The organism is Microbulbifer maximicatervae (SeqCode) (assembly GCF_052467385.1).
The window spans coordinates 112772-137675 of sequence record NZ_CP174311.1; the positions used below are offsets into that span (position 1 = coordinate 112772).

A 24904-nucleotide genomic window follows, 5' to 3' on the forward strand; every position below is an offset into this window, starting at 1 on the left:
GGGTAGTGGCTGAGTGGTTATATTTATTTCCGCTGTAATTTTATGATGGGGACAATAAAAAGTGCGGGCATAAATTTAATTGCACCTTCCAGGAATAAATATTTGAGCAGATCAACGATAAAAATGGTCGATTATTTAATATCAAAAGAAGATAAATTTTCTTTTTGGGGTAAGAGATCGGAAAAAAATACCGGATTCTGGCGAGCGATATTTACGGCCTCTTGCAGGCAGCCTCCCTGCAGTTTAGTGCAGCACGGCTTCTGTCGAGTTAATCAATCACCTCTTTACTATGAAATGTTGCTACGGAGAAGTTTTTGATTGTCCCTCTTCAGGGATTGAAGATGTCATGATATGGCAAAAACAAAAAAGGGCCCAGAGGGCCCTTTTTAAAGTTGAAGAAAATACTAATTATTTCTTCGCGCGCTTGCGCATATTTTCCTGCAAAATTTTCTTGCGCAGGCGGATAAAGTTAGGAGTCACTTCTACCAATTCATCGTCTTCGATAAATTCCAGAGCCTGCTCAAGGGTGTGACGAATGGGTGGTGATAGAGTGAGTGCATCGTCGGTACCTGACGCGCGCACATTAGTGAGCTGTTTGGCCTTGGTGGGGTTTACCACCAGGTCGTTGCCACGGGAGTGAATACCGACGATTTGGCCTTCGTAGACCTCTTCGCCGTGGCCCAGGAACAGGCGACCACGATCTTGTAGTGCGAACAGACCATAGGCGAGGGTTTTGCCCTTGACCATGGAAACCAGTACACCGTTGATGCGCTTGGCCACCTCACCCTGCTTCACCGGACCGTAGTGGTCGAAGATACTGGTCATAATGCCAGAACCACTGGTGATGGTAAGGAATTGGGAGCGGAAGCCGATCATGCCGCGCGAGGGCACGATAAAGGTTAGGCGCACGCGACCTTTGCCATCGGGCTCCATATTGGTGAGATCGGCCTTGCGCAGGCCCAGCTCTTCCATAATGGGCCCCTGATGAGGTTCCTCAACATCGATAACCACTTCTTCATAAGGCTCGTGGATCTCTCCGTCGACCTCTCTCTGCACCACTTCGGGGCGGGAAACGCCCAGCTCGAAACCTTCTCGGCGCATGGATTCGATGAGGACAGACAAGTGCAATTCGCCTCGGCCGGAAACCTTGAACTTATCAGGAGAGTCGCCTTGCTCTACACGCAGGGCCACGTTGTGAATCAGCTCCTGGTCAAGACGCTCTTTGATGTTGCGCGAGGTAACGAACTTGCCGTCCTGGCCAGCAAAGGGGGAGTCGTTGACCTGGAAGGTCATGCTTACGGTGGGCTCGTCCACGCTCAGGGCGGGCAGGGCTTCTGGAGTATCCAGATCGCACAGGGTATCGGAGATATTTAGCTCACCCACACCGGTGATACACACGATATCGCCAGCACTGGCTTGCTCCACTTCTACACGCTCCAGGCCGAGGTAACCCATAACCTGCAGGACCTTGGCTTTGCGCGAGTTGCCCTCGCGATCGAGAACTACCACTTGCTGGTTCGGCTTCAGGGTACCGCGAGTGATACGGCCAACGCCGATTACGCCTACGTAGCTGGAGTAGTCCAGAGCGGAAACCTGCATCTGGAAGGCGCCGGTGGGGTCAACCTTCGGGGGCTCAACCTTGTCCACAATCATCTGGAACAGCGGCGTCATATCGTCGGCCAGGTCGGTGTCGTCGAGACCGGCGATGCCGTTCAGGGCGGAGGCGTAGACAACCGGGAAGTCCAACTGCTCGTCGGTGGCGCCGAGGCTGTCGAACAGGTCGAATACCTGGTCCATCACCCAGTCGGGGCGAGCGCCGGGGCGGTCGATCTTGTTAATCACCACGATCGGGTTGAGGCCCTGCTCAAACGCCTTCTGGGTAACGAAGCGAGTCTGCGGCATGGGGCCATCTACTGCGTCTACGAGCAGCAGAACTGAATCCACCATGGACAGTACGCGCTCTACCTCGCCGCCGAAGTCGGCGTGCCCTGGGGTGTCGACAATATTGATGCGGTAGTCATTCCAGCGGATAGCGGTGTTTTTCGCCAGGATGGTGATGCCACGCTCACGCTCTTGATCGTTGGAGTCCATGACGCGCTCGGCGCCTTCGTCGCGGCGGTCGAGAGTGCCGGACTGGGACAACAGCTTGTCCACAAGGGTGGTTTTGCCATGGTCTACGTGGGCGATAATCGCAATATTGCGCAGATTCTCTATCACTGGGGGCCTCTGGGCGTTAAATCTTGGTAAGTCGGGGCGGGGGCCTGCGGGGTTTCTACAGCAGCATTCCGGCCAAAGGCGGCGATTATAGGGGGGCCGCATGACAATTGGGAGTGATTTTGAGTAAAAAATCACCGCCCCGGGGCGCTGATCGCTTTAAAACCCGCGCGGGCGGTAATTGCCCGCGCCTTGAGCAGAAGTTACTTCTTAATGGTTTCCGGTCTGTGGGGAATCAGCGGGCGCAGCACGCCCACATTGCGAAAACCTTCGTCCAACAGGTGTGAGGCGTGCAGGCGGCTCATAACGCCTTTGGAGCAATACAGGAGGTACTCACGCTCTTGGTCCAGGTGGGCAAAGCTGTTGTTGAGACGGTAGAAAGGAATAGTCTGCACCTCACAGCCAAGCTCCAGTGGATCCAGCTCCTCCTCATCCGGGTGGCGGATATCGATAACCACAGCGCTGCCCGGCTCTTCGCGGATCTCCACATCCGGTGCTTCGCCATCGACTTCTTCGATCACCTGATCAATATTTTGCATCACCCGATTGCTGATAGCGCGATCGAGGACGGTGAAATCGAAGCGGTTTTCCTCGGACTCCACTTTTTCAATCTTGGCGCGGGTGGTGGGTTTTACCGAGATAACGCCGCAGTATTCCGGCATATTGGCGGCGAACTCTTCAGTGCCGATGGCCCGGGAGGTGCGGATAATATCGGTCTTGTCGGTGGTGATCAGTGGGCGCAATACCAGGGTATTGGTAACACTGTCGATCACCGACAGATTTTTCAGGGTCTGGCTGGAAACCTGGGCGATGGCTTCACCGGTGACTACGGCGTCCACCTCCAGTTCCTTGGCGATCACATCGGCGGCGCGCAGCATCATGCGCTTCAAAATGACGCCCATATGGGAGTCGTCGACCCGCTCGAGAATCTCTGCCACGACTTCGTCAAACGGCACAGTGATAAAGCGCACCCGATGGGAAGCACCGTATTTGTTCCACAGGTAGTAGGCGACTTCTTTCACGCCCAACTCGTGCTGGCGTCCGCCCAGGTTGAAGAACAGGAAGTGGGTGCGGATACCGCGCTTCATGGTCATGTAACTGGCCACGGTAGAATCGAAGCCACCGGATACCAGCGACAAAACCGGGTCTTGCGTGCCCAGGGGGAAGCCGCCCAGGCCGGGATGCTGCTCTTCGATCACGTTGAGCTTATCGTGGCGGATCTCCAGCTTAACGGTGATGTCGGGGTTTTTCAGTTTGACTCCGGATGCCTCGGTGTTCTTGTTGAGGCCGCCGCCCACGTACTGCTCCACATCCAGGGATTGGAAGTCGTGTTTGCCGGTGCGCTTAACCCTGACGCAGAAAGTCTTGTCCTTCAGGGCGTCTCCCCATACCGACAGGGTTTTCTCGTACATGTCATGCAGGTCGCCCAGGGGGAACTGGCGCACGCGGGAGAAGTTGGCGATGCCGGGGGTGTGAGAGAGCACCTCTTCGATACGTCCACCCAGGTGGGACACAGCATCGGGCGCGATCACATCGATCTTTTCCCAATCCTTTCGCACCTGGATACGGTCGTCCAGCTGGCGCAGCAGGCGCTGCAGGTTGTCCTTGAGCTGGCGCGACATGCGCTTGCGCACAGGGTTGCTCTTGATGGTGATCTCTGGAAAAAACTTGACGACAAAGTGCATGGGAATCCGTGGGGTACCGCATGTTGATAGAAGGTGCGGCATTATAAACTAGCCGGAGCCAAGTTGGTTGTGCACTGTTTGCGGGCGAAGCGAGAGCAAGTATGTTCTATTTTGGTGCGTATTTATGTGGCTGCTCGGCCACAATACATCTATCCTGGCTGCGTCAGCACTTTGCTGGGGCTCGCACCGGCGCCAACCGGGACTATGAGGCGATTGCCCTAATTTGGCACACTCCTTGCTTTATTTCACGCCAGGTAGAGAGTGAATGCCGGCAGCGACAGCAAGGCATAGCGACCAATTACTTTTCAAGACCTGGAGGACTGCAATGTCAGCGAAAACGCTCGGTTTGATTAATGAAAGTGAAGCGAAATGGATAGACCTGCGCTTTACCGATACCAAGGGTAAAGAACAACACGTTTCCATCCCTGCGTCGGAAGTTGACGGTGAGTTCTTTGAAGAAGGCAAAATGTTCGATGGTTCTTCCATCGCCGGTTGGAAGGGCATCAACGAATCCGACATGATCCTGATGCCGGACGACGAGACAGCTTTCCTCGACCCCTTCACCGATGAGAGCACCGTTATCATTCGCTGTAACATCGTCGACCCAATTACTGGTCAGGGTTACGAGCGCGATCCTCGCTCCATCGCATTGCGCGCTGAGGAATACCTGAAGTCCACTGGCCTGGGTGACACCGCTCTGTTCGGTCCCGAGCCCGAGTTCTTCGTATTCGACGACATCACCTGGGGTGCCGAAATGGGCGGCGCCTTCTACAAGATCAACTCCGAAGAAGCAGCCTGGTCCTCAGGTCACAACTTTGCAGAAGGCAATATTGGTCACCGTCCCGGCGTTAAAGGCGGTTACTTCCCGGTTCCTCCGGTGGATTCCCTGCACGACGTTCGCGCCGCAATGTGTTCTGCGATGGAACAGATGGGCCTGCGCGTAGAAGTGCATCACCACGAAGTGGGTACTGCTGGCCAGTGTGAGATCGGCGTTGCCGCCAACACCCTGACTAAGAAAGCGGACGAAGTACAGATCCTCAAGTACGCTGTACACAACGTTGCCCACGCCTACGGCAAGACCGCGACCTTTATGCCCAAGCCGCTGGTTGGCGATAACGGTTCCGGTATGCACGTTCACCAGTCCTTTAGCAAGGATGGCGTAAACCAGTTTGCCGGTGACGCCTACGCTGGTCTGTCCGAAGCTGCTCTGTACTACATCGGCGGTATCGTTAAGCATGCTCGCGCCCTGAACGCGCTGTGCAACGCTTCCACCAACTCTTACAAGCGTCTGGTACCTGGCTTCGAAGCGCCGGTAATCCTGGCTTACTCTGCGCGTAACCGCTCTGCGTCTATCCGTATTCCTTTCGTGCCCTCCCCGAAAGGCAAGCGCATCGAGACTCGCTTCCCGGACCCGACCGCCAACCCATACCTGTCTTTCGCCGCACTGCTGATGGCGGGTCTCGACGGTATCAAGAACAAGATCCACCCTGGCGATGCTGCGGACAAGGACCTGTACGATCTGCCGCCGGAAGAGTTGGCTGAGTACCCGACTGTCGCTTCCAGCCTGGAAGGCGCCCTGGATGCTCTGGATCAGGATCGCGAGTTCCTGACAGCCGGTGGTGTATTCACTAACGATGCTATCGATGCCTACATCGAGCTGAAGCGTGAAGAAGTAGAGCGCCTGAACATGACCACTCACCCGGTTGAGTTCGATATGTACTACTCCGTGTAATGGCGACCGGCATCACGATGATGCCGTCGAGCTGTTCTCGAAAAGCCCGCGCCACCCTGGTGCGGGCTTTTTTATTGCGAGTACACTGTCAGTGGAAGTGAATTGAGTGCCGCTATGCGGAGGCTCAGGAATATCCCATTGGCCCGATCTGGGAAGAAAGGAGCGTCCGCCCTGCGGTCGAAAACACTATGGCAAGGTTTTGGCAATTAAAGGCCCTGTTACTCGCAATGCCTCTGGTGGCAGTTGCGGCTTCTCAAGAGAATGAAGAGGCTGGCGCGATCTACAAAGTGGTTGGGCCCGATGGCCAGGTCAGTTTTAGCGATACACCACCGGCAAATGGCAACTCAGAGAAAGTGGATTTAGCCCCAATCAATATTCAGCCAATTGCGCTGCCCCGCCAGCTGCCCACAAGAAAGCTGTCGCCCAAAAGTGATGATGGAGAGTTGGGGCCGGTATCGATTCGAATTGTGAGTCCAATTAATGAGGCGACTATTCCGCCAGGGCAGACACTGATAGCGCTTCAGGTGGATGTGGCCCCCAATTATCCAGAGGGCGCTAGCTTTTATGCGGTTATTGATGGGCAGCGCTGGCAGGGAAGTTCGGCTGGTAACTCCCTGGATATCTCCGCCCTGGTCCGCGGTACCCATACGCTCAAGGCGGTTCTGCTAGGGCCCAAAGGGCAAGTATTGGCCCAGTCGCAAACGATCACAATTCATGTCAAGCGCCCGATAGCTCGGGGGTGAATGTTTGAGGGAGTGCAAAGCTCCCGCTACCCCTTACTTCGCTCTAAAGTCCGCCTGCCTGTTTTTTGACCTATGCACCTTGATGGTGCATTCTCTCTGTGGTCGGCGGCATCCTATTTCTGAGACTGAATACTCGCAATGCCGTTGTTGCTAATCGCGCACTGATTGTGTCCGGTTGAAGCTGCTTCCGCCTACAAATGCCAGCTTATGCGCCATTTTGGTTTGCTTTTTGCACTGACTAGATACAGCGCTAGTTTGCTGGGGGTGACCAAAGGGAGTTTGGTCAGAGCCTCGGAATGAATCGGAAATTTTGTGAATGCTGAATGATCGCCAGTTGCGCCAATTACTCGATAGCCTGACTTCCGCAGTGTTGGTGCTGGATGAAAACTTATCGCTTTGCTATTTGAACAATGCTGCTGAGGACTTGTTTGCCGCCTCCAGTACCCGGGTTAAAGGCTCGAAGTTGGAGGAGGTGGTGCGAGAATCTCCCACTGCCTATGAGGCTATGCGGGAAGCATTGCGCAAAAATGAGAAGTATACAGTGCGCCGGGCCAGTTGGAGGTTGAACAATCTTGAAACCCGGACCGTGGATTACTCAGTCAGCCCGGTCCCCGAGTTTTCTGTGCTACTTGTGGAAGTGCAGCCGATGGATCGCCTGTTGCGAATTGCCAGGGAAGATGCGCTGCTCAGTGCCCAGGAAACGACACGAAACCTGGTTCGCGGTATGGCCCATGAGGTCAAGAACCCCCTCGGTGGTATCCGCGGGGCGGCACAACTATTGCAGCGCGAGTTGCCGGACCGGGAGTTAGACGAATATACACAGATTATCATCGAGGAAGTGGATCGCCTGCGCAATCTGGTTGACCGTTTATTGGGACCACGCCAGCCGGTAGTACTGGAGCCGGTTAATGTGCACGAGGTTCTGGAGCGGGTTGCCCAATTACTGGATGCAGAGTGTATCGGTGAGCTTCAAATTCGCAGGGACTACGATCCGTCTATTCCCGATGTTCCCGCCGATAGCGAACAATTGATTCAGGCGCTGCTTAATATTGCCCGCAACGCCATGCAAGCCATCGATGAAAGTATTGGCCTCAGTAGTGGGGAGATGGTATTGCGTACGCGTATCCAGCGCCAATTCACCATTGGCCGCCGCAACTGCCCATTGGTCTGCCGTATAGAAATTGAAGATAACGGCCCGGGCATACCGGAGGAAATTCGCGAGCGGATATTCTTCCCGATGATATCCGGCCGCGCCGAGGGTTCAGGTCTTGGACTTTCAATTTCCCAGAACATTATTAATCAGCACAAGGGGCTGATTAAGTGTGACAGCCAACCCGGCCGTAGCATTTTCCAAATTTATCTGCCCCTGACTACCGAATTAGCTAATACAGGAACCTAGAGAATGAGTAATCGCGTTTGGATTATTGACGACGACAGATCAATCCGCTGGGTGCTGGAGAGAGCGCTATCGCGTGAGGGAATTGATACCCAGTGTTACGAGAGTGGCGACCGCGCCCTGGATGATTTCTATAGCGATTCACCGGATGTAGTAATCAGTGATATCCGCATGCCGGGCTCCGATGGCTTTAAATTGTTGCAGCGTTTCCAGGCTGAACGACCGAGTCTGCCGATAATTATTATGACTGCGCACTCGGACCTGGATAGCGCGGTAGCTGCTTACCAAGGGGGAGCCTTTGAATACCTGCCTAAGCCATTTGATATTGATGAGGCCGTAGCGGTAACCCGGCGCGCATTGATGCACGCCAGTGAACAGAGTGCTGAAGAACGGGTTGAGCCGGAAAATGGTCAGGGTAATAAAGAAATTATTGGAGAAGCGCCGGCGATGCAGGAGGTCTTCCGTGCGATTGGCCGTTTGTCTCACTCCAATATCACCGTTTTAATCAACGGTGAATCCGGCACCGGTAAGGAGTTAGTGGCGCAGGCTCTGCACAATCACAGTCCGCGCAGGGATAAGCCATTTATTGCATTGAATATGGCGGCTATACCCAAGGACCTGATGGAGTCTGAATTATTTGGCCATGAAAAAGGGGCCTTTACCGGTGCCAGCTCCCAGCGTGCCGGACGTTTTGAACAGGCCAATGGTGGCACCCTGTTTCTAGATGAAATTGGTGATATGCCCGCAGATACGCAAACCCGGTTATTGCGCGTGTTGGCTGATGGTGAATTTTACCGTGTCGGTGGCCACACCCCGGTCAAAGTGGATGTGCGTATTATTGCGGCGACTCACCAGGATCTGGAAGAGTTGGTATGTCAGCATAAATTTCGCGAGGACCTGTTTCACCGCCTGAATGTTATTCGCATCCATATTCCAAGACTCGCGGATCGCCGTGAGGATATTCCGCGATTGGTGAGGCATTTCTTTAATGCTGCGGCAAAAGATCTGGGGGTGGAGTCAAAGATCCTAACCAAGGAAACTGAGGAGTACCTCTCTGGGCTGGATTGGCCTGGTAATGTACGACAACTGGAAAATACCTGCCGCTGGATTACCGTGATGGCCTCTGGGCGCGAGGTGCATATTGAAGATTTGCCACAGGAGTTGCATCAGCAGGGCGCGACGACAGAAACACCGGCAGACTGGCAAAAAGCACTGCGCTTGTGGGCTGACCAGGCCCTATCCTCTGGGCAGCGCGAAATTTTAAATGAGGCTGTTCCCGCATTTGAAAAAGCGTTAATAGAAATTGCGCTTAAGCATACTGCTGGGCGTAAACGCGATGCAGCTGATCTATTGGGATGGGGTAGAAATACCTTGACACGGAAGCTAAAAGAATTGGAGATCGGTGGGGAATAAAGAGAGTTTGTGCTTGGGGAAAATTTTTCTCCAAGCACATTTTTCAATTAAAATAGATTGCAGCTGGTTTTAGATATCTACTTTTTTAAAGCGGCCAATGAAGCCGTTTTTATAATCTGTCTGGCCTTCTTCTAGTCTTGAAGAGAAGATTTCAAGGTAAGATTCAAGATAGTAGATATCCTCATCGGTATTGATAAGTCGTAATCGCCTTTTTTTCCATAGTATGCAGTCTTCAGATTGTCCCTCGCAGGATGGCAGGTAAGCAGCAGTGGAATTCTCCTCCGTTTCCAGATTTGGATCATAGTAGTGGTTCGAAACTATTGAGCCGTCTGCTGCTATCTCCCACGAGCCTTTGCGTTCATCCGTCATCCAGTCATAGTCAGAAAATGGATTGAATGGATCGAGAGGGTAGGTAAATTCTTGTTGAATAGTTCCATTATCGGAATAAACGACTGCCCAAATATTGGGAGTTGGAAATGAAGTGTGAGTCTCCACTCTTAATGGAGGAGCCTCAAGTAGTGTGTCATCTTCTTCAACCAAAAAACTAGAAAATATATCTGTTGTGCCATCGCTACCTGTGCTAACGGCAATGACCCTGGTCGCATTTCCGAATGTACTCATGGGAATGTAACGTGTTTGTTGGCCACTTTCGTAGTTTATGACTAATTCATTAGTTAGAACTGCTGAAAATGTTTCTTCTTCTTTTAGGTCCGGCCCAAATTTCTCTTTACCAGTATTCTCAGAGTCCATGCTGAACTTTCCAGAGAAGTATTTGCAGTTGCAGTTTTGGTGGAAATTTGGATGGTAAGTTTTAGTTGAAAAGTGACTGGGAATTGATTCCCAGGAGGCGGAATAACTTGTATTTATGGTGTTTAAGTATCTTTTTTCGCTGTATTCATATTGCTCCTCGCTCTGGCTTGTACAAGTGCTATTGAGGTTGATCTCCAGTACCTGGCTATATGGCGTCGAATAAATATGCCTTGTATTAAAGTTGCTGTTTCGAATATCTATACAGTTATGAAGGCTGAACCTGCCCCAGCTTACTCCGTCAGCTATTTGTCCATTAATGTCACCGTCCTCATCCAGTGACAGAGTGAACTCTCCAATTCCAATAAAATTAGCTGTGCCGGAATTTTGTAATTCTTCCTTGAGTTGTATGACCCCGGGTATTAAATTGTCGCTGCCTGAGCTTCCAGTCAAAAAGATTGTTTCTAAGGATTCATTCAGCCTGTAATTCTGTTGGTGAGAGTAATTATTGTCTAGGATTTTCAGTAGAAGCTCATCTGCATACTCTTGATTTGATTGAATTATGTCTTCTATATAGGCTTTTGAGAATGAATAATCTCTGATGAAGTCTGTCGTATTTGAATATCTATCTTCGAGAAAGAAAAAGTTCGTGTTGTCTGAGAACTCTTCATTAATTGCACCTTTTAGGAATATAGCTAAATTAATAGCATCCTCCATAGGCACTTCGAAAATATGTTTTTTTAGGCCTTCAGTGGTTGTGATTTCACTGTTGTTGTTTGATATCTCTGCAAGGTTGGAGATCGACGCTGATAAGCTGTTTAACACTAAACCCGGGTTATTGTTGAGGTAGCTTACTTCATTATTTATTGCTTGGCTCGAGAGTTCACTAAATGACCCAGCATAGGATTTAAAACTGTAACTCCAGTCATCTGAGACCGCACCCTGCGCAATTATGGTTACTAGCTCGTCGCTATGTCCGCCTTCTATTTCAACCGTGAATTCATTGTTGTTTGTTTGCTCGGCAGTATATTGGCTTTCGCCAATGCTGACTGTTATTTCTGGAAACTCAGAGAAGCTTTCGTCAAAGACTCCATGTAGGGTAATTGATGGTACTTCTGGTGTCGGCTCTGGGCTAGATGAATTGCTTCCACCTCCGCTACATGCACTAACAAGAATCGATGATGCTGCCAGTATTGTTAGGTGTCTGGTCAGTTCCTTCATAACCTCTCTCTATATTCAATATTAATTATTGGCAGTATGATACCTTTGTGAAGCTAAATTGCACGGCATAATAGTGGTACGCATGCATTAAGTTATATAGCTAAGTTTTCCTTTTATTTTTTTATGAGCCTATGGGGTCGATTAACTCAGCTATTATTATTTTTATTAAATGCTTTATGTGAGCAATCCACAGGTGTTATATGACTCGAGATGAATTGAAAGTCGTTGATGACGTTCCATTCTTGTTTTGGGTGAAAGATAAAAGTGAGAAATATATTTGGGGTAACCAAAGGATATGCGAATTGGCTGGAGAGGATGTGGTTGGTAAAACTGATGTCCAATTGGCCTGGGCAGAGAATGCCAAAGCGTTACGTGAGGCTGATCAGCGTGTATTTTCCTCAGGGGAGCCCGATTACCTTCTCGAACATGTCGTTCAATCTAGCCTGGGTGAAGTTAACCTAAGTGTGTGTAAGTGGCTGGCGGATTTTGAAGGAGAGCAATGTTGTTTTGGAATTTCTTTTTCTATTAAAAAGTGATTTTGCAATACAAATAGCCCAAAATTTGAGCTATTTGATATTTATAGTAATTGATCTGGATTACCCTTCAGGTTGAAACTTTTTGAGTTCCCAATTCACCAAGCGTTCGCGCTATATCCTCTGCGCTGGTTGCCGGTTTAATATCCTTGTCAATTTTTTTAATTCGGCCATCTTTACCGATATAAATGGTAACGCGGCGGGCGATATTCATTACGGGAATAAGTACATCGTACGCTTTAGCCGTTTCACCGGTGGGGTCACTGAGTAACGGGAAGTCCGCTTCGCTCTCTTCAGCAAATCGGGTGTTATCGTCAAGATCATCTGTACTGGCCATAAAATAGGTGACTTCATAAGCTTTGATCAAGTGACCGTTTTGGGCGAGCGATTTACACTCTATGGTGCAGCCACGGGTGAATGCCTTGGGAAACCAGGCGATCACAACAGCGCTTTTGCCCTGGAGGTCCGCCAATGTGTGGGTTTGGCCATCAGACCCCTTGAGAGTGAAATTTGGCGCCATTTCACCTACTTCCAGAGCGAGGCTGGGAAGGCTGATAAACGCAGTAATAAAGAAGGTCAGCAGATATTTCACGAATATTTCCCTTGTAGTTTACCGATACGCCTATGCTACTGCCCTAAGGTCTAACTGGCCAATAGCTCAGCTATAACTGCTATGCTTTATGCGCCAAAGTAAGAATATTGGTGCGTCAATGCACCGTTATGGACTTGCCGTTTTGCAGGGGCTTAAATGCGCTTTGACAGCCTTTTCTATACTCTGCCACTTCCACTGATCTATACCATTTCAGTTGCCGTAGTGCTTTGCGCTTTAGCTGTGGGGATTTATCTGGGGCGGCGGCGGGTAGTGAATGCCAGTATCAAGGAGGATTCTTCCCTGGGCAGTGCGGTAGCTGCCACTTTGGGCCTAGTCGCATTCGTTTTGGCATTTACCTTTAATATGACAGCCGACCGATTTAATGAACGCAAGGCATTGCTGTTGCAGGAGGTCAATACCATCCAGGCCGCATATTTAAATGCGAGCTTTTTGCAATTGGATAAGCAGAATAAGGCGCGAGACCTAATAGCTGAATATGCAAATCTCAGGGATATTGACCCATCAATCGCCGTCACTCCGGAAGATGTAGCTCGCAGTGAGGAAATTCACCAGGCTCTTTGGCGTTTGATCGAGGCGCACATCGCACAGGATTACAACGCCGATTATTTACGCCAGTTTGCCGAGCAGGTTAACGGGATGGTAGATCTGCACCGTGCCAGGGTTGTGGTTGGGCTGCAATACCGTATACCGGGTCCACTCTGGCTCTCCCTGTACTTTATGACCATTTTGGCGATGCTGGCAATTGGATACCAGTTGGGTATAAGTCGCGGGGGATCTGCCCAGGTAGTTATAGCTTTGGCCCTGACTTTCTCAACAGTGATTTTACTGGTGGCGGATTTGGATCGGGCAAACGAGGGAGCACTGCTGGTTGATCAGTCGCCGATGAGCGATCTCAATTTGCAGCTAAAAGAACTACAGGAGGCTGCCCCCTGAGCTGTTGTGCGAGTTGACTTTGCATATTAATAGGATGGGGCGGAATTAAGGATTTTCCGCCCCGGGGAACAGGTTAAAGATCTTCAGGTTTTTGTGGCATTAAGACATCTTCGGGATGCACAAACTCACGCATAAAAATCTCCCAGAAGGCGAGAAATAGTGCGGCGAGTAAGGGCCCTATCGCAAAGCCACTGATTCCAAACATAAACAGACCGCCGACAGTGGAGAATAGTACTAAATAGTCGGGGAGTTTTGTGTCTCGACCCACCAATATTGGGCGCAACAGGTTATCTACCAGGCTGATCACGGTGAAACCATAGGCGAGTAAAATCGTTGCCTTCATGGGTTCGCCAATAGCATAGAGGTAAATAGAAGCGGGGAACCAGATCAATGCGGCACCGACGGCGGGCAGCAATGACAACAGGGTCATTAAAACACCCCAAAGGACCGGTGCCGGTAGGCCCAGTACCCAAAAAATAATTCCGCCCAAGCCGCCCTGGGTAATAGCGACTACCAGATTTCCTTTGATGGTTGCGCGAGTGACTTCAGCGAACTTTGCCAACAAAAGGTGCTCGCGCTCATCACCCAGTGGCAGGGCGTGGATAATCAGGTTTACCAGTCTTTCACCATCGCGAATCAGAAAGAAGGTGAGGTAGAGCATTAAGCCCAACATAACGAAAAAGTTAACAGTATTCTGTCCGACCTCAATCGCATTTTTTGCGACGAAGCTACCGGCATTCATCACTCCACCCATCAGGCGCTGCTTGGCCTCCTCGACATCCACGCCAATACTTTCGAGCGTGCTGTTAACCCTGGGGAAAGCACTGCGAATCTGCTCAAAGGATTTAGAAACATCAATTTGTCCTTCCTGGATCCGGTGATACAGAGTTACCGCTTCATTAATAAAAGAGGTGGCCACTACCAATACGGGTATCACCAATAGAACGATACACATAAACAGGGTTAGCAGAGCCATTAAATTAGGCGAATTGGGAAAGCGCTGCATCAACAGACGGTACACGGGGTAGAAAATCAGTGCGGTGGCACAAGCCCAAAAAATAGGGGTAAAGAAGGGTTTTATTAGGAGTAAAAAAGCTACGCTGACCAATAATAAGGTCAATATAAATGAGCGCCTTTCCAGTTTTTCTTGCACTGCGACTTCCTCTGCTTCTCTTTCGGCAGCCCAGTGGTAGGGCGCCTAATTTTTGCTCTATCTAAGCAGATGCAGTGGGGTTTTACCAGCGCCTATATCCGCACGTATCCACGTGAAATCGAATGCCCCGATAGATTCCGAGGCCCATTTGCCACTCGCGGCCGTTGCGCTTGTGGATATCCCTCAGTACGGGCACCAATTGCTCTCGGGAGAACTTCTTTTTCGGAACTATATCCAGCCCGCAGAAATGCAGATGTTTACTTCCCTTGGAACCCCCGGCCTTACGATTGTAATCCACTGTGCGCCACCCGGAGACCACAGTTACCGGGCCGACGCGGGGCACTATTTCCCGCTCGATTACCCGCAGAGTATTTACGATGCCCCACCAGAGCTCCTTGGGAGGGATAGCGAATGCGGGTTCGTCCAAATCCTGCCAGTCACTGCCCTGACGCAATAGCTCATAGGGTTGCACAACCTGTTCAACCCGGTTGGAGCGCAGGAATTTTTTGAGTTGAGTAAAGCGTGCATGGTTATTGCCTTTGCTCAGGAAGCGGCTGAATGCCCTCTCGGAAGCTGCCGGATAGCCCTGGATATCGTAAACCTCCGGGATCATTAGCAGCGGTAGGATATCGATAGGGGATTTCACCCGGTCATCAGCCTCGCGCGCGCGTTCGTAAGTAAAAACAAATAGGCCGGTGAGAATCGCCAGTGCGACTGCCCCAATGATGATGATCCGCCGGCGCAGTTGACGCTGGCCGATTTCTACGCACTCTTTGTTACTTTGCATAACCATCGGGCAGCTCCCTCAATTACCAGGTGCGATAGCCACAGGTATCGACATGAAACAGGACATCGTCAATCAGGCCCATCCCGACATTGCTGTCGGGACCGAGGCGTGCGTGCAGTGTGCTTAGCTCTTCAGCGAGTTCGTTTTTACCGATATTGGAATTCGGAATTAAGTCCAGCCCGCAAAAGTCACGGTGGCGGGGCTGGTCTTCGGTCGCAAGTTTTCGGTTGTAGGCATCAGTGCGGTAAGCGGAAACTACGGTGACAGGGCCAATTAGCGGTATTACCTGATCTCGCACCAGGGTGAGGGTTTTCACAATATTGGACCACTGGTCCCTGGGCGGTATGGCGAATGGGGGTTCCCCCAGTTCCAGCCAGTCCCCTCCCTGTCGCAGAAGATCACGAATAGGAAAAACTTCGGCGACACCCCGGTCCCGAAGCAATTGACTGAGTGCTTGTACGCTGGAGCGGTTACTGCCCTCTCGCAGGAATTTGTTAAAGGTCTCCTCGTTGGCGAGGCGATAGCCACGCTGCTCGACATAGGACTTCTCTTGCGAGGAGAGGAATAGATAGAGCCAGAGGGTAAACAGGATGGCACTGAGTATTAAAGTGAGGGCACTGACGACCACCCGATTGACTCTTTGCCCGGGCGGCTTGTGTGGGAACAGAGTTTCGAAGCGAGTAAACGAGTTACCTGCGGACATAGTGCTCGCGATTGCTGCTGAGAGAGTTATTCCACCGACGCTAAAATCGTCGGCGCCTGTTTACTCACTATAGCCGCAAAAATCGACGGGCTGCGGGCTTGGGATCAGCCACAAAAAAGCCGCTGCTCCTGGGGGGAGCAGCGGCTTTTGGGTCACGGACAGCGCACTGTGCCCGACAACCTCTACTTAGGCTTTAGGGCCTGCATTTTTAACGTCTTCGCTGACATTGAACTTCTCAATGTTCTCGGCGAACAGCTTGGCCAGCTTGCCTGCCTGATCGTCGTAAGCAGCTTTGTCAGCCCAAGCTTCACGAGGGTTCAGGTAAGACTTGTCCACGCCGGGCACTTCCATCGGGATATCCAGGTTCAGGGCATCCAGGTGCTCAGTGGCAACGCCTTCCAGGGCGCCGCTCTGGATAGCGGCAACGACAGCGCGGGTTACCGGAATCGGGAAGCGTTTGCCGTTGTCGCCGGAGCCGCCGGTCCAACCGGTGTTTACCAGGTAGACCTTGGAGCCGAACTCTTCGATGCGCTTCATCAGCAGGTCTGCGTATTCGCGCGGTGCACGGGGCATAAATGGCGCGCCAAAGCAGGTGGAGAAAGTCGGGTGGATACCGGCTTCTGCGCCCAGTTCGGTGGAGCCTACGCGGGCAGTGTAGCCAGATAGGAAGTGGTAAGCCGCAGCCTCTTTGGAGAGGATGGATACCGGTGGCAGTACGCCGGATACATCGCAAGTCAGGAAGATAACGTTCTTCGGCTCGCCAGCGCGGTTTTCCAGCTGGCGCATTTCGACATGTTCCAGCGGGTAGGAGCAGCGGCCGTTTTCAGTCAGGCTGGTGTCGCAGTAGTCAGCAGTGCCGTGATCGTTGGTTACCACGTTTTCAACGATGGCACCGAAACGGATGGCATCCCAGATTACCGGCTCATTTTTCTGGCTCAGGTCGATGGTTTTCGCGTAGCAGCCACCTTCCATATTGAAGACGGCACCCTTGGTCCAGCCGTGCTCATCGTCACCGATCAGGTAGCGCTCAGGGTCGGCGGACAGGGTGGTCTTGCCGGTACCGGACAGGCCGAAGAACAGGCAGGTATCGCCATCTTCGCCGACGTTAGCCGCGCAGTGCATGGGCATTACGTCTTTTTCCGGCAGCAGGAAGTTCTGTACGGAGAACATTGCCTTCTTCATTTCGCCGGCGTAGCGCATGCCGGCCAGCAGTACTTTGCGCTGACCGAAGTTGATAATTACGCAGCCTTCGGAGTTGGTGCCATCGCGCTCGGGCTCACAGACAAAGTGAGGAGCGTGCAGGATTTGCCACTCTTCCTTGGACTTGGGGTTGTACTTTTCGGCGCGGATAAACATGTTGCGGCCGAACAGGTTGTGCCATGCAGTTTGGGTGGTCACTACCACTGGCAGGTAGTGGTCTTCATCCTGGCCCACATGCAGGTGCTGAACAAAAGTATCGTGACCGGCAACAAAAGCCTCTACACGATCCCACAGGGCGTCAAATTTATCCTGCGGGAAAGGACGGTTGACGTTGCCCCAGGCGATGCTGTCGGCAGTGGAGGGCTCTTCTACAACAAAGCGGTCAGCCGGGGAGCGACCGGTGCGTGCGCCGGTTTCAGTCACCAGAGCGCCTGTATCTGACAGCTTGCCCTCGCCGCGCGTCAGAGCCTGCTCTACCAATTGTGCCGGTGATAGGTTCTTGAAGACCATCGCGGAGTCGTCGATCTGTGCCATTCGTGGAATACCCGTGAAAGTTGGACAGTAAATAAAATGGGGCTGCCCAAGGTTTAGACAGCCGTAGAAAATTTTGGGGGCGCATTATTGCAAAATTCAAAATATGCGGATACCAACTATGGCTATTTTGTAGTCAATGACAGCGCTGTCATGGAAAATAATGTCGACTTAAATTCATAAAATTTATGGCCTAGATCTTGATTATTGTTCTTATGAATTTAACAGGGGGAGTAGAGGGGCAGGTGGCAGGGCTGCGCTGAGGATTCGGCGGTTGCGCAGCCCTACGCGGATTAGTGAAGAGTGTGGGGGGGAGCGTTGAGGAGCGACTCAATTTGATTCCGGTCAAAGCGGTACTGGGTGTTACAGAATTGGCAGTCCGCGATAATCTCACCCTGCTGCTCTTCCAGCAGGCGGTAGACATCCTCTGCACCCAGGGAAACCAGCGCGCGGGCGCTGCGCTCTCTCGAGCAGCTGCACTTGAAGCGAATAGTGTCGGTACCCAGGGTTGCCGGCTCCAATTGGTGGAATAGGCGGTGAATCAGCTCTGGGTGGGGAACGGTAAATAACTCCTCGTCAGTTACGGTCTCCGCCAAGTGAATCGCTGTTTCCCAGGCGTCCTGATTTTCTTCTTCCGTGGCGGCATTATTGCCTGGCAGAATCTGTAACATAAGACCGGCGACGGTATTGTCACTGCTTTCCAGCCATACGCGGGTAGCCAGCTGTTCCGATTGCTTAAAGTAGTCTTCCAGGCAGCCGGCCAGGTTGTCCTGCTCCATGGGAACCACACCTTGATAGCGCTCACCGCGCTTTGGCTCAAGGGTAATGGCCAGGGCTCCACGGGGGCCGATCATATCGCGCAGCGTGGCGTTTTCGTCGATTTGTGCACCCTCGGCAACTCGGGCGATGCCGCGCAGGTCGCTGTGGTGAGTGCACTCCGCCATAATCATCGGCACATCGCCTTCGCCACGGGCCTGGAGGCTCAGGACACCTTCGAACTTCAGTGTGGTTGAAAGCAGGCTGGCTGCAGTGAGGAACTCCCCCAGCAGGCGGGCTACTGGCGTAGGCAGCGGGTTATGTTCCAGTACATCGCGGTAGGAATCAGTAAGTGTCACCACCTGTCCGCGAATATCGTGTTTGGAGAAAATAAAGCGTTCCAGCTGATCGGACATAGGTCGGGGGCTCTCGGTATTAAAACCGCAGGATTTTAGAGGTGGATATGCCTAAATGGTAGCTGTCGCTGATCATTGCTGGTGCAGTAGAGGAAGAATGTAGAGCGCTACCCCATTATCACAATGGGTCAGCGCTCAAGTAGGAGAGTAACTAGCCGCAATAGTATTTAATTTCCCGCTGGAGCTTTTCAGCTATTTGCTGTCTCTCCCGCTCGGTGCGACGCACTTCTTTGCCGTTATTGTCGAGAAACACAACCCGCCCTTGAATGGCTTCAAGGTCATTGCGAGCCTTGTCGCAGGCTTTCTTCATCTTTTTCTGCTTTTCCTGTTTCTCTCGCAACTGGCGCTCGCGGTATTCATCATCAACCTTTTGAGAAACTCTCGATCTCGTTGCGGTTGTTAAAATAGGTCGCCGACTGCCATTGGAGCCAATAGAATTGATCGGGGCCAGATCCCCCGAAACATCCTTGGCTTTGGCGTCAGTCGGGGGGCGATCGCCAAAGTGTATCTGACCATTTTCATCGACCCAGCGGTACATCTCTGCGCTGATTGCGGTTGCACTAGCGGCCAGTATAAGGCCGCCTATTACGGAACGTAGACACAGTAATTTCACGGCTACTCCATGCCCTTCGATATTTCTATTTTTCTTTATTGGCCAGCTGGCTGAATAACCCCTGCGAATGACGCTGGGGGATGTGGTAGGTCTGCAGTATCAGAGGCTGCTGTTCCTGGGCCTCTGCCGAATCCAAGACCATCCGGTATCCAGAGCGGTCGCGCAAATCCACAAAGTCCTGCTTGTTGCCTTCCATCAATTGAGCGAACTCGTCGAAGTCCTTGATGCTGTGGCCATTTACTGAGTCGATGATCCAGTTCTTCCAGTCGTGGTAACCGAGGTTCACATTGGCAGGCAGTACTTTCAGGGCGACGACCAGCTCGCGGCGCTCCTCGTCACTCCATTGATTGCGGGCATAGAGGTAGTCAATAGGCGCCTTGGAGTGCCAGTTTTTGCCCCAGCGTTTGATCAGGTTCATATTCAGGGGCACAAAGACAACACCGCCGTAGATATAGTAGCGGGGCTGGCGGTCAAATTGCTCTCCCAGCACCATAGCGCGTGAGGGAGGTGTTGCGGCCAGCGTGACCTCAGCGGTCTGCTCTTTACCATCGCGGGAGAAGCGCACCGGTAAACGTTCACCGACATGGTGGCGGTCCACGGCGTAGTGGTAGTTGGTGCGCTGGTTTTCCCTCCACTCCACAGTCCGGTCCGCCGCTACTTTAAAGCCATCGACTTCGAGCAGGACATCGCCGGGTTTGAACACTTCGGCTGCGGGGGAGTTGTCGAACACTTTAACGACCATGGCACCATCCTGGTCTTCCTCGAGACCGGCGGCCTTTTTCATCGATGGGCTTTCCAGGCTCTGGGTTACCAGTCCCAGTTCGGGGAACCCTTGGTGCACATTGTCCTTGGCATCTTCTAAGACATGAGCGATCACGCTGGGGGGGACAAAGTAACCCAGGTTTTCAGCGCTCTGGTTGGTTTGCATGGCCACGCCGACGATGCGGCCATTGGAGATAACCGGACCGCCGCTGTTGCCCGGGTTGATGGCCGCATCTATCTGGCCCGCCATCAGGTAACTTTCCGCATGGGCATAATACTGGTGCTCCACGCGGGAGAGTACTCCGCGGGTAATCGAAAGGGATTTGCCACCAATTGGGTAGCCGTAGACGGTGACCTCTTCCTGCAGATCGGGCAATTTGCCCAGGGCTAGGGGGCGGGTATCATTGAAAAAGCTTTCGTCATCGACGGTCAGCAGGGCGAGGTCGGCATCGTGGGAGACAAATTTCACTCGGGCGCGGAATTTCTTTGCATCGCCGTGGCGCTGTACCTGGATGAAGCTGCCGTTGGCCACTACGTGTGCGTTGGTCAGGATTTGCTGGTTGCGGATAACGGCACCGGAACCGGACAGCTGCTTGGGGTTGAGCAGGGCCCAGGGATTGAAATAATCCGGGGCGGCGGCGGTGGTGTAAATCTTGATGATTGAGCGCTTGAGCTGCTCGTGTTCTCGGCTGTCTGCTAGGGCGGTTTGGGTACCGAGCAAAACCAGCAGGGAAATGGCGATCAGTCGTTTCAACATGGCTGTTTTCTATCCGGTTAAGTGGGGGCAGTTTAGCAGCTAAAGTGGGAAATGGCGGAAATTTCACCACTTTTGTCTGCTGAGTCTACTCTTGTTCCCGCAGGAAGCGGTGTATCTGGCGGCGTTGCTTTTTATTGGGCCGCTCCTGTTGTATCCCGGCATTAGCTGCCTGTCGCTCGGTTTTCTCTTTTTCCCGACGGGCGATACTGTCTTCGGTCTCGCGGTATAAGGTGCGCGCAATCTCGGCGCCGCGCCGCTGATCCGATAGAGCGGTTACTTCAACTTCCAGCAGATCCCATCCCTGGCGGATGCTCAGTTTGACACCGGTAGTGACTTCCTTGCTGGCTTTGACCCGCTGGCCATCGGCGTGGACTTTTCCACCTTCGATCGCCTGCTTGGCAATGCTGCGAGTCTTAAAGAAGCGCGCGGCCCAGAGCCACTTATCGATACGTACTTTTTCCATGGTTTCCTTGTGAAATCAGGTGGACCCGGTGTCCAGTCTGCTGCGTTTAAAAGCCATGATCTCATCAAAATGATGGATCGCCGGGAAGTTGGTGATTTCCCGTTTGGGCCCGCGGCTATCCGGTTGGCGAATACACAATAGGTGGGCGATACCGTAGTCCTGGGCCGCGCTCAGAACAGATTGGTTATCGTCGACAAATAGGGTGTTCTCAGGGTCAAATTCCAGGTTATCTCGCAGAGAGTCCCAGAAATTGGCACTCTCCTTGGCATGTCCATAATCATGGGAGGAGATGATGCCGTCAAACCAGCGGTCGATACCGGTGATCTCCAGCTTGTGATCTAACCCTTGACGGTGCGCATTGGTCACGAGGTAGGTGGGCTTTTGCAGTTGTTGCAGGCCGCTCAGAAACGCCTCAGTGTGAGGGCGCAGGGCGATGCGGGTCTCGATCTCGCGCAATATGCTGAGGATATCCAGCTCCAGTTTTTCCGCCCAGAAGTCCAGGCAGTACCACTCCAGCGTACCACGGCGGGCATTGATCTCAGCCTCGAGCTTCTGCTGGGCTTCCTGTGGGTCAAAGCCGTGGACTTCAGCGTAGCGCTTGGGCAGGTGCGTGAGCCAAAAATGATTGTCGTAATGCAAATCCAGCAGGGTGCCGTCCATGTCCAGCAATACGGTATCGATACTTCGCCAATCGAGCATGGGAGCTATGTACCTCTTTGAAATGGGGCGGGAAGACAAGTTTAGTTGGCTTGCCAGTGCCTTCCCGGATCGTTTGCATTATGCCTGGGCGCGGCGGATTCCGTACAGGATACACAGTTGCGCACTGTAGTAGGTGAGCATGATAGCGGCATCGGCTAGTGGTAGCGGGGTGATGAACTTGTTAATAGCGATCAAGGTATCTGAAGCCATAAAGATGACAGCCCCGGCAAATAGCAGGGTGGCGTCACCCTTGTGCATTGCGGCTGCGACTGCCATGGCGAGGATAGCCAGCAGGTACGCTAATACGGCCGGGGCTAAATCCCCAGCAGCAGGGAGGATAATTTGCGCCAAAAGCAGTGCGGCAATCACTACAGGCAGTGTCCGAATAAGGTTGCGCCGATTGGGGGGCTCCGCAAAACGCAGGAAGCCCAGCGCGTAGATTAGCTGGGCAATAAGAAAAGCACCCAGTCCAAACACAAAGTGTTGGGGGAATTGCATTTCGAGGAGTACATCTCCGATGGCGGAGGAACTGAGGGCTAGAAAAGTGAAAAGCAGGGTTTTGCCCCGCAGCTCCAGTCTGGCAATCATCACTAGACACAGTATCGGCAGCGCTTTTAGCGCGGGCATCCACAAGTTATCCAGTTTCCAGGTATCCAGAAAGATGAATAAAGTGGCACTGGCTAGGAACATCGGTACCAGGTAATTGCGAAAGTTGTGCTGGGGTGCGGAATTTTCTACGGACATAGGTACTTACCTTATTTTTATTTTGTATACCTCCCCATCAATTTAACGGTTTTCCTCCGCATCATCGATAGCTTGTACTCTCTAATTCCAATTGAGTTTTCTCCGGTGCCGGTCGCGGGACATTTCTGGGGTAATATGGAGCATCGAAAATACATGCCCGGCAGTTGTTTGCCTTGAGCACTAGTCATGGAGAGCCTCACCGATGAAAGCGGCCAATATTCTGGAAACAATCGGCAATACCCCTCACGTAAGAATCAATCACCTCTTTCGCCCCGATATAGAAGTTTGGATGAAGGTAGAGCGCTTTAATCCGGGCAGCAGTATTAAAGATCGAATTGCCTTGGCGATGATTGAGGATGCAGAGCGTCGTGGAGCACTGCAGCCCGGTGGGGTAATAATCGAACCGACCTCTGGTAATACGGGTATTGGACTGGCGATGGTTGCTGCCGTGAAGGGTTATCGCCTGATCCTGACCATGCCAGAGTCTATGTCGGTAGAGCGTCGCCAGGTCATGAAAGCAATGGGCGCAGAATTGGTCCTTACACCTAAAGAGCGCGGTATGGGCGGCGCTATTGCTAAGGCGGAGGAGTTATTGGCCTCACATGCGAATAGCTGGATGCCCCAACAATTTAATAACCGCGCCAATGCCCAGGTGCACCGGGATGTTACCTCCAAGGAAATCTTGGCAGACTTTCCTGAGGGGCTGGATTATATGATTACCGGTGTGGGTACTGGCGGGCATATCACAGGCTGTGGCGAAGTCCTAAAAGAGCACTTTCCCAAATTACAGGTCTATGCAGTAGAGCCGGAGAAATCACCGGTGATTAGCGGTGGAGAAAAAGGCCTGCATCGTTTGCAGGGTATCGGCGCCGGCTTTGTACCCCAGGTACTCAATACGGAAGTACTCGACGGTACTGTATTGGTGAGTGAGGAAGACAGTTTTGAAATGGCGCGTCGTTGCGCATTAAAAGAGGGAATTTTTGTGGGTATCTCCTCCGGTGCCAGCCTTGCGGCCCTGAAAAAGCGCGAGGGGGAGATGGATGCGGGCAGCCGGGTACTGGTGTTCAGCTATGACACTGGTGAGCGCTATCTGTCCGTTCAGGACCTTTTCTCCGCCTAAGACTTTATAATGGTGAGTTAACAGAGTATGGAGTTGTAATGGATAAAGCACTTTTAGAGCAGGTGATAGAGATCTGCAAACGCGCGGGAGAGGCGATTCTCGAGGTTTATCACAGCAGCGCTGAGTTGGAAGTCGAGACGAAGAAAGATGATTCACCAGTAACTGCCGCAGATCTGGCCGCTCACAAAGTACTGGAACCGGCGTTGGCACAGCTTATCGAGGGAGTACCGGTTTTATCAGAAGAGCAGGAAATGCCCTCGTTCGAAGAGCGCAGTCAGTGGCAGCGTTACTGGATTGTCGATCCGCTCGATGGCACCAAAGAATTTATCCGACGCAACGGTGAATTTACCGTAAATGTCGCGTTAATCGAAAATGGCGAGCCCGTTTTGGGGGTGGTGTACGTACCGGTACTGAATATCACTTATGCCGGCTGCAAGGGCGAAGGAGCCTTTAAGCGCGATGCCAATGGCGAAACTGAAATTCGGGTGCGGCCACTGAAGCCGCGCCTGGATAGTAGTGAAGTTGTTGAACTTGTGGCCAGCCGCAGCCATGGAACCGGCACCGTCGACCAGCTGGTACAACGTATCGAGTCTGAACTGGGAGCTGTCGAGTGCAAAAATATGGGCTCCTCACTGAAATTATGCCTGGTTGCTGAGGGTGCAGCAGATCTGTATCCGCGTCTCGCTCCTACTTGCGAGTGGGATACTGCGGCAGCTCAGGCTGTAGTTGAAGCAGCAGGTGGTATTGTTGTGGACGAAGAGTTTAATTTGTTGCGCTACAACACCAAAGACTCTCTGCTAAATCCCTTTTTCTATGTAATTGGCGACTCTTCTTTTGATTGGCAATCTCTACTGCTGGATAAGTCCGCTGCTTAGGGTGTGACGCCAGTAAACATATAGAGAGTATTTTTGTGCCTCCACCACCACTGGTGGAGGCTTTAAAGGGGATCTGGATATTTCCAAATTCAGGA

At 52.2% G+C, this 24904-nt stretch carries 22 protein-coding genes; 8 read left to right on the forward strand and 14 right to left on the reverse strand.

The window, feature by feature from the left end:
* Positions 1–408 precede the first annotated feature (408 nt).
* Together typA and thiI are read right to left on the reverse strand one after the other, a co-directional pair.
* On the reverse strand, positions 409–2217 hold the full coding sequence (gene typA, locus ACJJIR_RS00520; protein ID WP_282930811.1) for a translational GTPase TypA: 1809 nt from the start codon (positions 2215–2217) through the stop codon (positions 409–411).
* A gap of 200 nt (positions 2218–2417) precedes the next feature.
* Positions 2418–3899, reverse strand: coding sequence for a tRNA uracil 4-sulfurtransferase ThiI (gene thiI / locus ACJJIR_RS00525; protein ID WP_413663717.1), 1482 nt, complete (start codon positions 3897–3899; stop codon positions 2418–2420).
* A gap of 325 nt (positions 3900–4224) precedes the next feature.
* On the opposite strand from thiI, the gene glnA reads away from it, so the two are divergent.
* The 4 genes from glnA to ntrC all read left to right on the forward strand — a co-directional run bounded on the left by glnA (position 4225) and on the right by ntrC (position 9183).
* A complete protein-coding gene (glnA, locus tag ACJJIR_RS00530) occupies positions 4225–5631 on the forward strand; it encodes a glutamate--ammonia ligase (protein WP_108734896.1) in 1407 nt (468 codons plus the stop codon).
* A gap of 188 nt (positions 5632–5819) precedes the next feature.
* A complete protein-coding gene (locus ACJJIR_RS00535; protein ID WP_444895769.1) occupies positions 5820–6374 on the forward strand; it encodes a DUF4124 domain-containing protein in 555 nt (184 codons plus the stop codon).
* A 316-nt stretch (positions 6375–6690) separates the two neighbouring features.
* On the forward strand, positions 6691–7773 hold the full coding sequence (glnL, locus tag ACJJIR_RS00540) for a nitrogen regulation protein NR(II) (RefSeq protein WP_444906938.1): 1083 nt from the start codon (positions 6691–6693) through the stop codon (positions 7771–7773).
* 3 nt (positions 7774–7776) lie between these two features.
* Complete coding sequence (gene ntrC / locus ACJJIR_RS00545) at positions 7777–9183, forward strand: nitrogen regulation protein NR(I) (protein ID WP_444906939.1); 1407 nt, start codon at positions 7777–7779, stop codon at positions 9181–9183.
* A gap of 69 nt (positions 9184–9252) precedes the next feature.
* Here ntrC and ACJJIR_RS00550 read toward each other — a convergent pair whose 3' ends face one another.
* Positions 9253–11151 (reverse strand): hypothetical protein, encoded by a 1899-nt coding sequence (locus ACJJIR_RS00550; RefSeq protein ID WP_444906940.1) that lies wholly within the window; start codon positions 11149–11151, stop codon positions 9253–9255.
* Positions 11152–11351: 200 nt separating this feature from the next.
* On the opposite strand from ACJJIR_RS00550, the gene ACJJIR_RS00555 reads away from it, so the two are divergent.
* Positions 11352–11687, forward strand: coding sequence for a PAS domain-containing protein (locus ACJJIR_RS00555; protein ID WP_444906941.1), 336 nt, complete (start codon positions 11352–11354; stop codon positions 11685–11687).
* Between the two features lie 67 nt (positions 11688–11754).
* Here the strand turns inward: ACJJIR_RS00555 and ACJJIR_RS00560 are convergent, their stop codons facing one another.
* On the reverse strand, positions 11755–12276 hold the full coding sequence (locus ACJJIR_RS00560; protein ID WP_444906942.1) for a peroxiredoxin family protein: 522 nt from the start codon (positions 12274–12276) through the stop codon (positions 11755–11757).
* 156 nt (positions 12277–12432) lie between these two features.
* On the opposite strand from ACJJIR_RS00560, the gene ACJJIR_RS00565 reads away from it, so the two are divergent.
* Positions 12433–13230, forward strand: a complete 798-nt coding sequence (locus tag ACJJIR_RS00565; protein ID WP_444906943.1) for a bestrophin-like domain — start codon at positions 12433–12435, stop codon at positions 13228–13230.
* Positions 13231–13303: 73 nt separating this feature from the next.
* Here ACJJIR_RS00565 and ACJJIR_RS00570 read toward each other — a convergent pair whose 3' ends face one another.
* From ACJJIR_RS00570 to ACJJIR_RS00615, 10 genes are all read right to left on the reverse strand, one after another.
* Positions 13304–14383, reverse strand: coding sequence for an AI-2E family transporter (locus ACJJIR_RS00570; RefSeq protein ID WP_413663709.1), 1080 nt, complete (start codon positions 14381–14383; stop codon positions 13304–13306).
* A gap of 82 nt (positions 14384–14465) precedes the next feature.
* A complete protein-coding gene (locus ACJJIR_RS00575; protein WP_444906944.1) occupies positions 14466–15176 on the reverse strand; it encodes a D-Ala-D-Ala carboxypeptidase family metallohydrolase in 711 nt (236 codons plus the stop codon).
* 16 nt (positions 15177–15192) lie between these two features.
* Positions 15193–15873 carry a hypothetical protein gene (locus ACJJIR_RS00580; RefSeq protein WP_444906945.1) on the reverse strand — a complete coding sequence of 227 codons (681 nt, stop codon included), beginning with the start codon at positions 15871–15873 and terminating at the stop codon, positions 15193–15195.
* Between the two features lie 186 nt (positions 15874–16059).
* Positions 16060–17607, reverse strand: a complete 1548-nt coding sequence (locus ACJJIR_RS00585; RefSeq protein WP_282930824.1) for a phosphoenolpyruvate carboxykinase — start codon at positions 17605–17607, stop codon at positions 16060–16062.
* A gap of 290 nt (positions 17608–17897) precedes the next feature.
* Positions 17898–18776: an Hsp33 family molecular chaperone HslO gene (gene hslO / locus ACJJIR_RS00590; RefSeq protein WP_444906946.1), complete on the reverse strand. Its 879-nt coding sequence runs from the start codon at positions 18774–18776 to the stop codon at positions 17898–17900.
* A gap of 151 nt (positions 18777–18927) precedes the next feature.
* Positions 18928–19389, reverse strand: coding sequence for a DUF4124 domain-containing protein (locus ACJJIR_RS00595; protein ID WP_444906947.1), 462 nt, complete (start codon positions 19387–19389; stop codon positions 18928–18930).
* A 25-nt stretch (positions 19390–19414) separates the two neighbouring features.
* Complete coding sequence (locus ACJJIR_RS00600) at positions 19415–20908, reverse strand: S1C family serine protease (RefSeq protein WP_444906948.1); 1494 nt, start codon at positions 20906–20908, stop codon at positions 19415–19417.
* Positions 20909–20993: 85 nt separating this feature from the next.
* Positions 20994–21371, reverse strand: coding sequence for an Hsp15 family ribosome-associated heat shock protein (locus ACJJIR_RS00605; RefSeq protein WP_444906949.1), 378 nt, complete (start codon positions 21369–21371; stop codon positions 20994–20996).
* Between the two features lie 15 nt (positions 21372–21386).
* Entirely contained in the window at positions 21387–22070 is a 684-nt protein-coding gene (gene yrfG, locus ACJJIR_RS00610) for a GMP/IMP nucleotidase (protein ID WP_413663703.1), read from the reverse strand.
* A 78-nt stretch (positions 22071–22148) separates the two neighbouring features.
* Positions 22149–22814, reverse strand: coding sequence for a lysoplasmalogenase (locus tag ACJJIR_RS00615; protein WP_444906950.1), 666 nt, complete (start codon positions 22812–22814; stop codon positions 22149–22151).
* Between the two features lie 202 nt (positions 22815–23016).
* Between ACJJIR_RS00615 and cysK the strand changes: the two genes are divergently transcribed.
* Complete coding sequence (gene cysK / locus ACJJIR_RS00620; protein ID WP_413663701.1) at positions 23017–23934, forward strand: cysteine synthase A; 918 nt, start codon at positions 23017–23019, stop codon at positions 23932–23934.
* Between the two features lie 38 nt (positions 23935–23972).
* Positions 23973–24809 carry a 3'(2'),5'-bisphosphate nucleotidase CysQ gene (gene cysQ, locus ACJJIR_RS00625; RefSeq protein ID WP_444906951.1) on the forward strand — a complete coding sequence of 279 codons (837 nt, stop codon included), beginning with the start codon at positions 23973–23975 and terminating at the stop codon, positions 24807–24809.
* The last annotated feature ends 95 nt before the right edge of the window (positions 24810–24904 follow it).

Excerpts from the sequence above, each read along its gene's own strand:
- thiI (WP_413663717.1), bottom strand. The coding sequence starts at position 3,899 with ATGCACTTTGTCGTCAAGTTTTTTCCAGAGATCACCATCAAGAGCAAC.
- glnA (WP_108734896.1), top strand. The coding sequence starts at position 4,225 with ATGTCAGCGAAAACGCTCGGTTTGATTAATGAAAGTGAAGCGAAATGG.
- ACJJIR_RS00535 (WP_444895769.1), top strand. The coding sequence starts at position 5,820 with ATGGCAAGGTTTTGGCAATTAAAGGCCCTGTTACTCGCAATGCCTCTG.
- glnL (WP_444906938.1), top strand. The coding sequence starts at position 6,691 with ATGCTGAATGATCGCCAGTTGCGCCAATTACTCGATAGCCTGACTTCC.
- ntrC (WP_444906939.1), top strand. The coding sequence starts at position 7,777 with ATGAGTAATCGCGTTTGGATTATTGACGACGACAGATCAATCCGCTGG.
- ACJJIR_RS00550 (WP_444906940.1), bottom strand. The coding sequence starts at position 11,151 with ATGAAGGAACTGACCAGACACCTAACAATACTGGCAGCATCATCGATT.
- ACJJIR_RS00555 (WP_444906941.1), top strand. The coding sequence starts at position 11,352 with ATGACTCGAGATGAATTGAAAGTCGTTGATGACGTTCCATTCTTGTTT.
- ACJJIR_RS00565 (WP_444906943.1), top strand. The coding sequence starts at position 12,433 with ATGCGCTTTGACAGCCTTTTCTATACTCTGCCACTTCCACTGATCTAT.
- ACJJIR_RS00575 (WP_444906944.1), bottom strand. The coding sequence starts at position 15,176 with ATGGTTATGCAAAGTAACAAAGAGTGCGTAGAAATCGGCCAGCGTCAA.
- ACJJIR_RS00580 (WP_444906945.1), bottom strand. The coding sequence starts at position 15,873 with ATGTCCGCAGGTAACTCGTTTACTCGCTTCGAAACTCTGTTCCCACAC.
- ACJJIR_RS00585 (WP_282930824.1), bottom strand. The coding sequence starts at position 17,607 with ATGGCACAGATCGACGACTCCGCGATGGTCTTCAAGAACCTATCACCG.
- hslO (WP_444906946.1), bottom strand. The coding sequence starts at position 18,776 with ATGTCCGATCAGCTGGAACGCTTTATTTTCTCCAAACACGATATTCGC.
- ACJJIR_RS00600 (WP_444906948.1), bottom strand. The coding sequence starts at position 20,908 with ATGTTGAAACGACTGATCGCCATTTCCCTGCTGGTTTTGCTCGGTACC.
- ACJJIR_RS00605 (WP_444906949.1), bottom strand. The coding sequence starts at position 21,371 with ATGGAAAAAGTACGTATCGATAAGTGGCTCTGGGCCGCGCGCTTCTTT.
- yrfG (WP_413663703.1), bottom strand. The coding sequence starts at position 22,070 with ATGCTCGATTGGCGAAGTATCGATACCGTATTGCTGGACATGGACGGC.
- ACJJIR_RS00615 (WP_444906950.1), bottom strand. The coding sequence starts at position 22,814 with ATGTCCGTAGAAAATTCCGCACCCCAGCACAACTTTCGCAATTACCTG.
- cysK (WP_413663701.1), top strand. The coding sequence starts at position 23,017 with ATGAAAGCGGCCAATATTCTGGAAACAATCGGCAATACCCCTCACGTA.
- cysQ (WP_444906951.1), top strand. The coding sequence starts at position 23,973 with ATGGATAAAGCACTTTTAGAGCAGGTGATAGAGATCTGCAAACGCGCG.